We start from the raw sequence: 13,327 nt of genomic DNA, 5'->3' as shown, positions 1-13,327 counted from the left end.
AATTCTTTCCTCCATAAAAAATAAGCCAGCCGGAGCTAGCTCATTTCTTTTTCTTTAATAATCCTTCGATGTCTTCAATCAATGCCTTTTTCGAAATCAGGTCTTCTTGCTTTTCCTGTTCGACTTTTGCATCCACCGTCGTCCGCTTCATGAGTGCTTGAAGTGTCTCATCGATGCTTGATTTCAAATGATCGCGGTCTTCTTTGTTAAGGGAAAGATCATGTTGAACTTCGTCCCCTTGTTCATCTAATTGGCGTAAGCGTTCCGTCAATTGTTTCGCTTCACGATTCAAGTCCGAATACAATCGTTCGATTTGCTCTAGACGCAATTTGATTCCGTCACGTTCTGTGAACACGTTTTCCAGCCCCTTCCAGTATGCAGTTGTCTACATCATTACTTTACCATATTCCGAGGCAATTAAAACAATCACAAGATGATTACAAATTGACTTTTTTTAAATTTCTTCCTGCGGATTGGTTCCAGTTAATTTTTGCAATTGCAAGGAGGGTATCGCTATAATGTAAACGAGGCATCAATCGTTGAAGGAGGATTTTGTGATGGAATTAAGACGTCGAGCATTACGTCATGTCGATCAAGCTGAGTATGAACATTTCTTGAAGTATGGCGAGCAAGCATATGGACTGACTCCGCAAGAAATCAAAGGGTATGACCATGAGCTTGGAGAAGAGCGGGCTTTTGATTCCGTCGAGCACAGTTATCCTGAAGATTATTACTTTGATATCGTTGAAGCAGATACGATCGTTGGACGGGTTCTGCTTTTAAAAATGGGTCACTATTTCCAACTTGATTTTATGGTGTTTGATTCTTACACTCATAGAGGTCTAGCTACGCAGGCCGTCGCAGAAGCTTTATCACATTCGCAGGTACTAGATCGCCACGAAGTACGCGCACGCGTACTCGATCAGTCACCACACGCTCTTTATGCGAAACGGATTCTAGAATTGAACGATTTTACATGGACAGAGAACTATTACGTCAAAGGAAGACGTCGTCGGTATTCTTTGCAACGACTCGGATAAAGAACGTTTGAAAGACCATGAGCTCATGGTCTTTTTTTTGTCGGCTTCTAACATACCATCGCCTTTGACAGGTGATCATTTTCAGCGTAAAATTTTCATTTGTATGAACAGAAAGGAGTACACCTCATGAACGAATGGTTATGGATCCCTTCTATCTTCTTGACGATGGGATTATTGGTCTTCAGTTATTATCTTTTTGGAAAAACCGGATTGTTGATGTGGATTGCCATCGCAACAATCATCGCAAACATCCAAGTTACTCAAACCGTCGATATTTTTGGCTTCGTCTTTACGTTAGGAAACGTCGTGTATGGTAGTTGTTATCTTGCGACAGATATTCTAAATGAAAAATACGGAAAGAAAGTCGCTCGTAAAGGGGTCTATATGGGTTTCTTCTCCCTGATCACGACGACCGTCCTCATGCAATTTAGTCTCTTCTATACACCGCTTGCGGATAAGGCAGCACTTGAAACATCTGATTCCTTACATTTATTGTTCGGACTCTTACCATGGATTGCTGTTGGTAGTCTTGCGGCTTATCTCGTCTCGCAACTATTTGATGTCTTCATCTATTCGAAGATCCGTCAGAAGACAGGCGAACGGAAACTTTGGTTACGAACAACTGGTTCAACCGTATTAAGCCAGTTACTCGATACGTTGACGTTTTGTGCGATTGCCTTTCACGATATGCCCTTCTCCATTTGGTGGCAAATCTTCTTGACGACATATCTTGCAAAATTCGTCGTGGCTTGGTTTGCAACACCATTCATGTATTGGGCAAAACGAATTCATCCGACGAAACAGTCGACAGATGCTGCAGCGTAACGTAAAAAAGAACTAGATGACTTGACGAAATTGTCGGATAATAGAGGTGGAGGTGCCTGCATGAAAATCAAACGAAATGAACCGTTTCGCTATACGTTAAAAACGCCAATAACAGGCGAATTTTATTTATTAAAAAACGAACAACGTACACCGAACGGACTAATGAAAATTCATAACATCTCACCAAATGGTTTAGCTATTAGTACCGCACTGAAACTCCCACTTCAAAAATCAATGAAAATCGTCGTGGAGTTCTCATTGATCGAGGGTCAAGAGCCACTCTGCATTGAAGGGTATCTCTTACACGAAAAACCGGTCGGTCCCGAGAGTTTGTACGGCATCCGCCTTAATCCTTCAACGACAGATCGTGAGACGATCATCGCTCAAGTTAAACAAGTTGCTCAACTGGAGCGATAATAACACAATGATCAAAAGAGACACTGCTCGTTCATGAGCAGTGTCTCTTTTTTTGTTAGTAGAATTACCCCTCAAACGTTCGGAAGACGACTGCTTCGTACGGTCGAAGTATGAGTTCTCCTGACACCTCAACCTCATCGTAATTCCCGATGACACGGTCTGACGTATCATGCGCAACTGGAATGGTTACATCGTGATCTGCAAACGAGCAATAAACGTACCATGTTTCGCCTTCGAGTGTTCGCGAATACGCGTATACTTCCCGATGTTCTTCGAGTATTAGTTCATATCGTCCGTATACGACGAGTTCATGATCGTGTCGTAGACGAATCAACTGTTGATAGTAATAGAAAATGGATTGCTCATTTGCTAGTGCTTGTTCGACGTTGATTTCTGGATAATTCGGATTTACCTTCAACCATGGTGTTCCAGTCGAGAAACCAGCATTTTCCGACGCATTCCACTGCATCGGTGTCCGAGCGTTGTCACGTCCTTTAATGTGGATCGATCGTAACAATTCAGCTGGTGAAGCTCCTTGTTCTGTTCGTTCTTTCCACATGTTTCGAATTTCGATATCTTCATAGTCAGCGATATCCTCAAAAGCGACGTTCGTCATCCCGATTTCTTCGCCTTGATAGATATATGGTGTCCCTTTTAATAAGTGCAACAGTGTAGCAAGCATTTTCGCTGACTCGACGCGATACGTCGAGTCATTACCAAATCGACTGACGACACGTGGTTGGTCATGGTTGTTCCAATAAAGTGAATTCCAGCCCGTCTCATGTAACGCCGTCTGCCATTTGGTGAAGTTTTGCTTTAGTTTAAGCAAATCAAACGGAATGACATCCCATTTCCCATTCGGACCTGAATCAAGATCCATATGTTCGAACGTAAAGACCATGTTGACCTCTTGACGTGCCGGGTCCGTATAAAGAATTGCATCATCCGTTGTTGCTCCTGGCATCTCACCGACTGTCAGGACATCATACTTTCCGAACGATGCTTCATTCATCTCCTGTAAAAACTCATGGACACGTGGTCCGTTGATATAATGTTCTCCACCATCTCCATACAATGCTCCTGGATGAACGGTTGCATCTGGTAATCCTGGTGTCTTCGAAATCAAGTTGATGACATCCATTCGGAATCCATCAATCCCTCGATCCAACCAACGGCGAATCATGCCATATACATCGTGACGCATCTGCTCATTTTCCCAGTTCAAATCTGGTTGTTTCTTCGAGAACAAATGTAAGTAATATTCATTCGTTGCTTCATCATATTCCCACGCTGGACCTGAGAAAATCGAGCCCCAATTGTTCGGCAGAGAACCGTCCGGGTTGGCTGGGCGCCACATGTAATAATCTCGATATGGATTGTCTTTACTTTGACGTGATTCAGCGAACCATTGGTGTTCATCCGACGAGTGATTAATGACGAGATCCATGACGATTTTGATGTCTCGTGCATGTGCTTCATCTAAAAGACGATCAAAATCATCCATCGTTCCAAATTCCTTCATGATTGCTTCGTAATCCCGGATATCGTATCCATTATCGTCATTCGGTGAATCATAGACAGGGCTCAACCATATGACGTCGATACCAAGTTTTTTTAAATAATCCAACTTTTCAATGATTCCGTTTAAGTCACCGATCCCATCCCCATTCGAATCGTTATAACTACGTGGGTAAATTTGATAAACGACACTATCATGCCACCATTTTCGTTCCATCCTCTACACACTCTCCTTTTTATGTACCTTATCGTGCCACAATTTGAGCAAACGATTGCATCAAAAATTTAAAAGCGCTTTCAATTCTCACAACGTCATCTTAACACGTCCCTCAGAGGCGCTCAAGCGAGAACTGAAACTTATTTGGTATCATGAAATATAAACTACCTGTGTTTATGAACGTCATGTTGACGGGAAAGAAAAGTATGAGAAAGGAGTGTGGACGAATGTATCGTCGGTATTTACTTTTCCTAGTGTGGGCAGTTGCTATTGTATTCATTTTGTTATTTGGAAATAACCGTGTTTTTCCGGAAGGGTTTTTGATTTCTTTTTTACGATTTGACCAAAGTCAGTTTGATACATCCGTTTTAAGTTTATTTTCCTTACTCGGTGTCTACCCATTCGCTTTCTTTTTATTATTCTTAGATGAAAAGCGATTCATGCGTCCTGGCCCGCTCGTTGCAAGCATCGGGTCGTTCTTTTTAGGTGCTTTCGTATTAATGCCTTACGTTGCACTCGCTATTCCAAGAAAAACATTTCTCCCTTTTCGTCGTCGAGGCTGGATTCCGACCGTCGTAGCATTACTCAGTGTCGTGACGACTTTATTGCTTTGGATTGCCCTCGCTCGGTCCGATTGGAGTATTTTCCTTACGTATTTTAAAACCAATCAATTCGTCCGGACGATGACCGTCGATCTATTATTGTTCTATATTCTTCAAGTCTATCTGTTAAGAAGAATACGTCTGCGCAATGCACAAACGTTGCAATGGCAGGACGTAATTCCTCTCTTCGGCTTATTCCGTTACCTATTTGCAAAACATTTGCCGGCATCCTCGAAATCTTAATTTATGGTACAATGAAGTTTGGATTTTTTTAAAAGGAGCTGTCATCCGATGGAACAATATCATGCACTTTGCGAACACATTTTGGAACACGGAACAAAAAAAGAAGACCGGACGGGAACGGGAACACTCAGCGTATTTGGTCATCAAATGCGCTTCTCCCTTCAAGATGGCTTTCCGCTCATTACGACGAAAAAGTTACATATGAAGTCGATCATCCATGAGTTGATCTGGTTCATCTCTGGCGATACGAATATTCGTTATTTACAAGAAAATGGTGTGCGTATTTGGAACGAATGGGCGGATGAGAATGGAGACTTGGGTCCTGTTTACGGGGCACAGTGGCGCTCTTTCCCACGTCCTGACGGTACGACGGTCGATCAACTCGCACAAGTCATCGAACAAATTAAAACAAACCCAGATTCCCGTCGCTTGGTTGTCAGCGCTTGGAATCCTGGTCAAGTCGATGAGATGGCTTTACCTCCATGTCATCTCTTATTCCAGTTTTATGTAGCTGATGGAAAACTATCGTGCCAGCTGTATCAACGCTCAGCTGACGTTTTCCTTGGTGTACCATTTAATATTGCATCTTATGCCTTACTGACACATATGATTGCTCATGTCTGCGGTCTTGAAGTCGGTGACTTCGTTCATACGCTTGGTGATGCTCATATCTATTCAAATCATATTGAACAAGTCAATCTTCAGTTGACGCGTACACCAAAAAAATTACCGACTTTACGTTTCGCTCGAACAGTCGAGCGAATCGAAGACTTCCGCTTCGAAGACATCATCATTGAAGGCTATGATCCAGATCCGCATATCAAAGGTGTGGTAGCTGTATGATTACACATATCGTAGCGTATACAAAAAACCGTGTCATCGGTCGTGACAATGCGATGCCTTGGCATCTTCCAGCTGATTTGGCACACTTCAAGCGTACGACGATTGGCAAACCGATCATCATGGGACGAAAGACGTTCGAATCAATTGGACGTCCGTTGCCCGGTCGAGAGAACATTGTCATAACGCGCGATCAAACGTTTGTAGCAGAAGGCGTCACGATTTGGCATGATCTATCCGCTTTACAACCGTATGTCGATTCAGAAGAAGAAGTCTTTTTGATTGGTGGAGGAGAATTGTTCGCTCAAACACTTCCTCTTATTCGACGTCTGTACGTAACCGAAATTGATGCGGTTCTTTCTGGAGACGTTCATTATCCTGAGATCCCGTCTTCCTTTCAGATCACTTCTGAAACACGTTATGACGCCGTCGAGGGAAACGATTACCCGTTCATCATTCGTCGATACGATCAGTAACTAAAAAACCAGCCACATTGTTCCGAATACCGGAACTGCGTGGCTGGTTTTTTACGGAATTTGCATGATCCATTCTACAATCCATTCCTCCATATCGGACTCTAAGTTAGCAGTCATAATATAGTCTGTAGCACCGCGAGATAATGCATCTGCTAGACAATCGTCTTCTTGATCCGTAACGACTAAAACGTCAATGATCGACTCACGTTGCTGTTTCCACTCTTCTAAACGACAAAAGTTCTCTGTTGCTAACTCAGCGAGCGAAAGAATCACTAATTGTAATGGTGTCTTCCGTTGATCAGCTAACGGAATCACTTCAATGTGGTATTTCGGATGATTTGGCATATCAAGTGTATGTAACTGTTTGAGTAGCCTCTCCTCCACTCGAATATAAACCGATGATTTTTCGATAGATATTGCAGTAGAATAGGAAATCACCTGATTACGTCCGTTACGTTTCGCTTGATATAAAGCTTCATCTGCCTCTGCAGTTGACTGAGCAAGTGATGTATGAACATCAAAAGAAAAGGATAGACCAATCGAAACAGTCACTTTTAATCCATTCGCAAAGATATGGCGCTCGACACGCTCGCGTATTTTATTCATACTCGCAACGGCTTGAGATAATGTTTCTGCTGAAAACAACAAGATGAACTCCTCACCACCAAAACGAATGAATTCGTCATCCAGTCGAGCAGCTTGTTGAACGACGGTAGCTAGTTCTGAAAGGACCACATCCCCCGTCGGATGTCCATGTAAATCATTGATACGCTTAAAATGATCGATGTCAAAAATCGCTAGCCCAAATGTCCGCTGTTCACGCTCTAGACGTGCTAGGCGACGGTCAAAAGCATTTTGAAGGTATTTCCGGTTATAAGCACCCGTCAACTCATCCACTAAGATCGTCGACGATACAATTCGCAGTTTTCGTAAAAGTCTTGCCAAGCGAACATGTCGTTCTTCGTTCGTCACTGTTTCGTCCCAGTAGTCATCTGCCCCCATCTCATAACTGATCTGACGAATTTCCGACCGATTCGGACCGACGATGATGACTGGAACGAATGCAGATTCCATTTGCTTGATGAACTTTTGGAACAGTTCTAACGAATCCACGATACATGCATGGTCGATAATGACAGCATCCATCGCAATATCATGAGAAATCGATAAGGTGTCTTCGATCGAACTGAAAAACCGTGACATATAGCGTGCCTGTTCGAGCGACTTTTTCCATTTGATATTCTCAAGGAATCGTTTCGTCACGGTGACGACTAATTCCTTCCGAATTCGATTCGCACGTGAGCGTTCCGATAACTGATCGACGATGGGTTGTAGTAATTCTTTGACGACCGGCTGCGAAATGACCGCATTCATTTGCTCCCAAGTAACTTTTTCTCGACTCACTTGATCGGCAAGTCCTTTGAAGAGTTCGTCTCTACCGAGTCCTTCCATCCAGCTTGCTAATGCTAGTAATTCTGTCCGCGGTACGGTTGACATCCGAAGTAACGTCTCCACCATGATAATGGTTTGTTGAAGTTGTTTTTCTGTCCGCTTTCGACCCCGTTCCATGAAAATCCCCTCTCTTTCTATACATCCGAAGAACATTCCTCGGATAAAGAGAAAGCGAGGGCATTCCCCCGCTTTTTCAACTCACGCTTTTAGATTTGGACGGACCATATCTGCTGGTACGATCCATTGATCATATTGTTCTTCTGTTAAAAGACCTGTAGCAAGTGCCGCCTCTTTTAATGTAGAGCCCGACTTATGCGCTGCTTTCGCAATTTTCGCTGCATTCTCATATCCGATGTGCGGATTGAGTGCTGTCACGAGCATAAGCGAACGTTCGACGTTCTCAGCGATGACCGATTGCTCTGGCTCAATTCCGATCGCACAATGGTCATTAAAGGAATGCAAGGCATCTGTCAGTAAACGAACAGACTGAATGAAGTTATACATAATTACCGGTTTGAAGACGTTTAGTTCAAAGTTTCCTTGGCTCGCAGCGAAACCAATCGTTGCATCATTACCAAGAACTTGTGCTGCCACCATTGTCAACGCTTCACTTTGAGTCGGGTTGACTTTCCCTGGCATGATTGAACTACCTGGTTCGTTTTCTGGAATCGTGATCTCACCAATTCCCGCTCGCGGACCTGACGCAAGCCAACGAACGTCATTCGCAATCTTCATCGCATCCATTGCTAGTGCTTTGACGGCACCGTGCGTAAAGACGAGTTGATCGTGGCTCGTTAAGGCGTGGAATTTATTTTCCGCACTCGTAAACGCAAAGCCAGTTTCTTCGCTCATCTTTTTCGCTGCCAAATCACCAAACTCGGGATGAGCATTGATGCCAGTTCCAACTGCTGTACCACCGATTGCGAGTTCCGTTAAGGGATCAAGCGTCCGTTCGACCATCTGCTTTGAGAGCTCAAGCATCCGTACCCATCCACTGATTTCTTGACCGAGTGTAATTGGAGTTGCATCTTGTAAATGCGTCCGTCCAATCTTGACAATATCAGCAAAGGCCTTTGTTTTTTCATCCAGTGTCGCGTGAAGCGCATCGATCGCTGGGAACAATGATTCCAGTAATACCGTCTTCGCTGCTAAATGCATCGCTGTCGGATATGTATCGTTTGAACTTTGTGATTTGTTAACGTCATCATTCGGATGGATCGTCGTTTCACTACCTTGTTCTTTTAGTTTTCGTGTCGCGACCCGAGCGATCACTTCATTGACGTTCATATTAGATTGTGTTCCTGAACCTGTTTGCCAAACGACAAGTGGAAACTCATCATCAAATTTCCCCGCGATGATTTCGTCACAAACTTCAGCAATGACACCAGCCTTTTCCGCCTCGAGTACGCCTAAGTCACGATTCGCGAGTGCTGCTCCCTTTTTCAGGACTGCGAAGGCACGAATGACTTCAATCGGCATTTTTTCGGTTCCGATTTTAAAGTTTTCCAAACTACGTTGTGTTTGAGCGCCCCATTCTTGCGCTTCCGGTACACGAATTTCCCCCATCGTGTCACGTTCTAGACGGTATTCCATAAACAAATTCCCCCTTTTGATTACTTCTCCTATAGTTTACCGCAAAAGCAGATAGAATGGGAATGAGAGAGACAGTTTTGGGGAATAGTTTATTATCGAAAAAAGGAGTGAAGATTTCATGTGGTTGATCAATTTAATGATTGTCTTACTATTAATTCTAGCAAACGGAGTGTTTGCGATGACCGAACTCGCTTTGCTGTCTTCAAAACGGTCAAAATTAGAAAAAGCAGCGAATGATGGTAAAAAGTCAGCCCATGTTGCGTTAGAACTACTCGATCGACCAACTGATCTGCTATCGGCTGTACAAGTCGGCATCACATTGATCGGAATCATTAACGGTGCCTTTGGTGGTGCTGCTCTCTCAGGTCCGGTCATCAATTGGCTCGCCCAATTTGGTTGGATTGCCCCTTACGCTAGTACGATTGGTTATATTCTTGTTGTGACGGTCATCACTTATATATCCCTCGTCATTGGTGAACTTGTTCCAAAACGGATTGCGCTCGTCAGTCCTGAACGAGTAACGATGTGGCTTGCCCCACCGATGCGCTTTTTCTCAATCATTCTCCGGCCATTCATCTGGGTCCTCAGTAAATCAACCAGCTCGATCTTCCGCTTGATTGGTCTCGATCGATTGCAAACGGAGGACGAAACAGAAGATGAAGTCCGCCAATTACTGATCCGTGGTACTCAAGAAGGCACGTTTAATCGCTCGGAAGCCGAGCAAGTCTCTCGTGTCTTTGATTTCCATGATTTATACGCTTACGAACTGATGGAGCCACGGACGGTTACCGAATGGATTGATTTAGCCGATGATCCTGATACGATTTTACGCGAACTAAAGGAAGCGCGACATCGTAACTTACCTGTTGGTCATAGCGACTTGGATCACTTCGTCGGCTTCATCGATGCGAAAGAAGTCCTATCGACGGAACAACCTGTTCAAGAACTTGAACGACTGATTCAATCCCCACTCATCGTGCCGCGTCAATTGAAAGCAACGGTTTTGCTTGAGCGGATGCGAAAAGAGACGGTATCGATTGCTTTCGTTTTAGATGAGTACGGTGGTTTTCTCGGTATGATCACTTTATTCGACATCCTCGAAGCATTCGTCGGTGAGATTTCGAGCGTCGAAGAAGAACCGGAACTCGTCATGCGTAAGGATGGATCCTTTCTTGCGGATGGATTATTGCATATCGATGATTTAAAGCGAACGCTTGGTTATACAGAGGATCTACCAGGTGAACAGTTGAATGCTTATCATACGGTTGCCGGCTTAATTTTGTATACGCTAGGCGATGTACCTTCTCGCGGTAGCACTGTCGAGATTGGTCCGTATCGATTTGAAGTTGTTGACTTAGATGGACGTCGCGTCGATCAAATCCTTATTGAACGAATTGAACATGAACAAACACCCCTACCGTGATGATAGGGGTGTTTCAGTGTGCATTAGACTTCATACAAGCGTAACGCCTCGCGTGCTACACGATCTGCCTTATTCTCGGATCGCGGAATCCACTTCACGAATGCAAGCGGTAAAAGTTGATAGCGCTCAAAGGCAGGATCAAAGATCGTCTGTGTTCGTTTGTTCTTGACGAATTCGCGTTCGACTGCAAGTGCAACCGCTTCTGAATCGGTCCGAAACGAGATGACGCTTTCTCCTTGTGTGATGAGTTCATGTGCCCACTCAACTGCTTTTGCAAAAGCGATGAATTCTGCTTCATGATTATTGATTGCTTGGATTTGATACATTTTCTCCGTGACTTCGCCCTCGGAATTTTTACTAAAGAGCCCCACCGCCGCTTCGTCGTTTGAGGGACGGACCGTGCCGTCAAAATAAAGTTCAACCATGTTCAATTGCCGCCTCGATTCCTTTTCGTATCGCCTGTTCATCCAGTCCTTTACCAATGAAGACGAGCGTCGTCTTTGGTTGTTCGCTGAACGGTTCTCGGATGGCTGTTCCGTAAATCATTCCCGTTCCTTGAAGAATAACTTTTCGTTCCGTATCTGAAAAATGGATGATCCCTTTATACCGATAGAGATCTTCTGCATACGCTTCTAAAACTTCACGCAGGACCATCCCAAATCGATTTCGATTCAACGGTCGTTCTTCGACAATCGTCAGTGCCGTGAAATCTTCGACTGACTGATGGAGCTGATCCGTTTGCTGACTGAGCCGTACTTGTTCTTCTTTTGGAAAGTGGAACGTTTCAAACAATTGACTAGATTCAACTTGTCCTAGTTCCGTCTCGATAATAGCTGCTGAAGGATTGCGTTCGCGTAGCAAAGCAATCAATGTTTCGCGATCCGACGCATTGACTAAATCGATTTTGTTCAAAAGAAGGACATCTGCAAATCCGATTTGTTTCACGTTTTCCTGGAACCTCAATTGACGTTCCAAATGGTACGCATCAATGACCGTAACGACACTTGAAATTTGATAAAACTGTTCAACGGCTGGTTCAAAATAGAATGTCTGCAGAATCGGTCCTGGATCAGCAACACCTGTCGTCTCAATCAATAAGCGATCAAACGATAGTTCGCCATCTCGACGGCGTTTGGCAATCCGAAGTAAAGCATCCCGTAAATCGCCTCGAATCGAACAACAAATGCAACCATTCGTCAGTTCAATCATCTCTTCATCACTACGCTCGATCAACGCTTCATCAATATGAACGGAACCTACTTCGTTAACGAGTAAGGCAAACTTTTCAGTTGGTTGAGAGACGAGATGATTGAGTAACGTGGTTTTACCGGCACCTAAAAAACCAGTGATGACGGTCGTACGTATTTTGTCTTGCATGATTTCACTCCTTAGCGTCCTTGTTGCTGACGCCATTTTTCTTTTCGTGCATCGAGCAGATCAATCGCATGGAGATACCAAGCGTCTGTCGTTTGTGGTGTAACACTTGATCCCCACTCGCGTTTACCATGATGTGATAATACCATATGCATGAGACGATGATAGACCGCACGCGTTAATCGAATATCTTCTAGTCGAAGCGTTTGCTCGAGCACGAAGCATCCGTATGGCATATGGCCGATCAATACACCATCTGGATCAAGTGCAATGCCTGCCACTTCTTCTTCTTCTTCCGTCACCTGCAATAGTCTTGAAAAACGATCTTCCGAAGCCCCTGCATGTGTATACTCCCATAGTTTTCCGATGTCATGCAGTAAAATACCGAGTAATAATTCATTTGGGTTTGGACGTTGGTCTAACAGGGCAATACCTTTTGCAGCTTGATAGAGCGCATCAAAACTGTCATCCCAAGAAAATTGGCGTATCTCACGTTCGCCCGCTTGGAATAGTTCATTTTTATGATCAGCTTCTGCTTCTTGGATACATTTGAGAAGCGTCAAGTAGGGTTGTTCACTGTCGCAAATACCTCGACCGATCGTCATCATACAAGCTGTATGTTTGAGTAGTCCACCAATATAGGCATGGTGATGAAAAAGAGCAGCCGGTCGTGTTGAGAAGTCCGTCCAGTACTGCCGCAATATCGAAAGCGCAATCTCTTGATAAGGAGAATCAAGCTGACCGACTAATCCAAGCAATTGATCGCGGTATGTTTCAAGCGACTCATCTGCCGGTAACTGGGGCAAGAACTGTGTCGGTGATGCATCGTGGATTGGTGTGACGCGCTGAACCGTCAACGATTTATTGCCCGATTGCGGTGGATATTCCTCTACCTTCGCCTCGACTCGAACGATTCGTGTCTCGAGATACGGACGGAGTGCTTCTTCTGCTGTTCCTTGATTGATCCATTGTTTTCCCTTGCAAGATCCTGCTGGTGAGTTGAACGTGAATTGTAACCATTCTCGCCCAGTTTGACCAGTACGGATTTCACCAGAGGCAACAAGTAAGACCTCTTCAACTCGTTCACCGGGTGCAAGTGTATCCATCGAAAGCCCAATCGGTTGATCCGAATGGTGGATAGAAAAAGCATCATTTTCATAAGGAGGCATTGTCACTTCTGGAAGTGCCTTAAATAATTGAATCACATCGTCTCACTCCTTTTTCTTCATTCATATCATAGCAGACACGATTTCATCACGACTACTATTAAACAGATATTGTAAGCGTTTTCTAAATGAATTATGATG

At 44.1% G+C, this 13,327-nt stretch carries 14 protein-coding genes; 7 read left to right on the top strand and 7 right to left on the bottom strand.

Annotated features, from left to right (window positions below):
- Positions 1-40 precede the first annotated feature (40 nt).
- On the bottom strand, positions 41-355 hold the full coding sequence (locus ACV3PA_RS09160; protein WP_023468579.1) for a hypothetical protein: 315 nt from the start codon (positions 353-355) through the stop codon (positions 41-43).
- 202 nt (positions 356-557) lie between these two features.
- Here ACV3PA_RS09160 and ACV3PA_RS09155 point away from each other — a divergent pair, with 202 nt between their 5' ends.
- From ACV3PA_RS09155 to ACV3PA_RS09145, 3 genes are all read left to right on the top strand, one after another.
- A complete protein-coding gene (locus ACV3PA_RS09155; RefSeq protein WP_053453677.1) occupies positions 558-1,040 on the top strand; it encodes a GNAT family N-acetyltransferase in 483 nt (160 codons plus the stop codon).
- Positions 1,041-1,166: 126 nt separating this feature from the next.
- Positions 1,167-1,865, top strand: coding sequence for a queuosine precursor transporter (locus ACV3PA_RS09150; RefSeq protein ID WP_053453678.1), 699 nt, complete (start codon positions 1,167-1,169; stop codon positions 1,863-1,865).
- 60 nt (positions 1,866-1,925) lie between these two features.
- Positions 1,926-2,282, top strand: a complete 357-nt coding sequence (locus ACV3PA_RS09145; RefSeq protein WP_053453679.1) for a PilZ domain-containing protein — start codon at positions 1,926-1,928, stop codon at positions 2,280-2,282.
- Between the two features lie 64 nt (positions 2,283-2,346).
- Here ACV3PA_RS09145 and ACV3PA_RS09140 read toward each other — a convergent pair whose 3' ends face one another.
- Positions 2,347-4,017 carry a glycoside hydrolase family 13 protein gene (locus tag ACV3PA_RS09140; RefSeq protein WP_456124483.1) on the bottom strand — a complete coding sequence of 557 codons (1,671 nt, stop codon included), beginning with the start codon at positions 4,015-4,017 and terminating at the stop codon, positions 2,347-2,349.
- A gap of 227 nt (positions 4,018-4,244) precedes the next feature.
- Here ACV3PA_RS09140 and ACV3PA_RS09135 point away from each other — a divergent pair, with 227 nt between their 5' ends.
- The 3 genes from ACV3PA_RS09135 to ACV3PA_RS09125 are packed head-to-tail and all read left to right on the top strand — an operon-like array spanning position 4,245 to position 6,178.
- The gene (locus ACV3PA_RS09135) at positions 4,245-4,862 is read left to right on the top strand and encodes a hypothetical protein (protein WP_053453681.1); all 618 of its coding nucleotides are present in this window, start codon (positions 4,245-4,247) and stop codon (positions 4,860-4,862) included.
- 48 nt (positions 4,863-4,910) lie between these two features.
- Positions 4,911-5,705 carry a thymidylate synthase gene (locus tag ACV3PA_RS09130; RefSeq protein WP_456124482.1) on the top strand — a complete coding sequence of 265 codons (795 nt, stop codon included), beginning with the start codon at positions 4,911-4,913 and terminating at the stop codon, positions 5,703-5,705.
- The gene (locus tag ACV3PA_RS09125; protein ID WP_053453683.1) at positions 5,702-6,178 is read left to right on the top strand and encodes a dihydrofolate reductase; all 477 of its coding nucleotides are present in this window, start codon (positions 5,702-5,704) and stop codon (positions 6,176-6,178) included. The genes ACV3PA_RS09130 and ACV3PA_RS09125 overlap by 4 nt, the downstream gene beginning before the upstream one ends.
- A gap of 51 nt (positions 6,179-6,229) precedes the next feature.
- On the opposite strand, the gene ACV3PA_RS09120 is transcribed toward ACV3PA_RS09125, so the two are convergent.
- Both ACV3PA_RS09120 and fumC read right to left on the bottom strand, forming a co-directional pair.
- A complete protein-coding gene (locus tag ACV3PA_RS09120) occupies positions 6,230-7,747 on the bottom strand; it encodes a GGDEF domain-containing protein (RefSeq protein ID WP_053453684.1) in 1,518 nt (505 codons plus the stop codon).
- An 81-nt stretch (positions 7,748-7,828) separates the two neighbouring features.
- Entirely contained in the window at positions 7,829-9,223 is a 1,395-nt protein-coding gene (fumC, locus tag ACV3PA_RS09115; RefSeq protein WP_456124481.1) for a class II fumarate hydratase, read from the bottom strand.
- A 118-nt stretch (positions 9,224-9,341) separates the two neighbouring features.
- On the opposite strand from fumC, the gene ACV3PA_RS09110 reads away from it, so the two are divergent.
- Positions 9,342-10,646 carry a hemolysin family protein gene (locus ACV3PA_RS09110; protein WP_456124480.1) on the top strand — a complete coding sequence of 435 codons (1,305 nt, stop codon included), beginning with the start codon at positions 9,342-9,344 and terminating at the stop codon, positions 10,644-10,646.
- Between the two features lie 23 nt (positions 10,647-10,669).
- Here ACV3PA_RS09110 and ACV3PA_RS09105 read toward each other — a convergent pair whose 3' ends face one another.
- From ACV3PA_RS09105 to ACV3PA_RS09095, 3 genes are read right to left on the bottom strand one after another with little or no spacing between them, the layout of a single operon-like run.
- Positions 10,670-11,071, bottom strand: coding sequence for a reverse transcriptase-like protein (locus ACV3PA_RS09105; protein ID WP_053453687.1), 402 nt, complete (start codon positions 11,069-11,071; stop codon positions 10,670-10,672).
- On the bottom strand, positions 11,064-12,023 hold the full coding sequence (locus ACV3PA_RS09100) for a CobW family GTP-binding protein (protein ID WP_053453688.1): 960 nt from the start codon (positions 12,021-12,023) through the stop codon (positions 11,064-11,066). The genes ACV3PA_RS09105 and ACV3PA_RS09100 overlap by 8 nt, the downstream gene beginning before the upstream one ends.
- Before the next feature lie 11 nt (positions 12,024-12,034).
- Positions 12,035-13,225, bottom strand: coding sequence for an HD domain-containing protein (locus tag ACV3PA_RS09095; RefSeq protein WP_053453689.1), 1,191 nt, complete (start codon positions 13,223-13,225; stop codon positions 12,035-12,037).
- Positions 13,226-13,327 lie beyond the last annotated feature (102 nt).

The sequence above is a fragment of the Exiguobacterium sp. EA-TM-5 genome, from assembly GCF_053878415.1.
Note: the sequence above shows the minus strand (reverse complement) of the source record. Positions and strands in the feature narration are given on the sequence as shown.

Bases quoted from the DNA above. Each gene is read 5' to 3' on its own strand.
- ACV3PA_RS09155 (WP_053453677.1), top strand. From the start codon at position 558: ATGGAATTAAGACGTCGAGCATTACGTCATGTCGATCAAGCTGAGTAT.
- ACV3PA_RS09150 (WP_053453678.1), top strand. From the start codon at position 1,167: ATGAACGAATGGTTATGGATCCCTTCTATCTTCTTGACGATGGGATTA.
- ACV3PA_RS09145 (WP_053453679.1), top strand. From the start codon at position 1,926: ATGAAAATCAAACGAAATGAACCGTTTCGCTATACGTTAAAAACGCCA.
- ACV3PA_RS09140 (WP_456124483.1), bottom strand. From the start codon at position 4,017: ATGGAACGAAAATGGTGGCATGATAGTGTCGTTTATCAAATTTACCCA.
- ACV3PA_RS09135 (WP_053453681.1), top strand. From the start codon at position 4,245: ATGTATCGTCGGTATTTACTTTTCCTAGTGTGGGCAGTTGCTATTGTA.
- ACV3PA_RS09130 (WP_456124482.1), top strand. From the start codon at position 4,911: ATGGAACAATATCATGCACTTTGCGAACACATTTTGGAACACGGAACA.
- ACV3PA_RS09125 (WP_053453683.1), top strand. From the start codon at position 5,702: ATGATTACACATATCGTAGCGTATACAAAAAACCGTGTCATCGGTCGT.
- ACV3PA_RS09120 (WP_053453684.1), bottom strand. From the start codon at position 7,747: ATGGAACGGGGTCGAAAGCGGACAGAAAAACAACTTCAACAAACCATT.
- fumC (WP_456124481.1), bottom strand. From the start codon at position 9,223: ATGGAATACCGTCTAGAACGTGACACGATGGGGGAAATTCGTGTACCG.
- ACV3PA_RS09110 (WP_456124480.1), top strand. From the start codon at position 9,342: ATGTGGTTGATCAATTTAATGATTGTCTTACTATTAATTCTAGCAAAC.
- ACV3PA_RS09105 (WP_053453687.1), bottom strand. From the start codon at position 11,071: ATGGTTGAACTTTATTTTGACGGCACGGTCCGTCCCTCAAACGACGAA.
- ACV3PA_RS09100 (WP_053453688.1), bottom strand. From the start codon at position 12,023: ATGCAAGACAAAATACGTACGACCGTCATCACTGGTTTTTTAGGTGCC.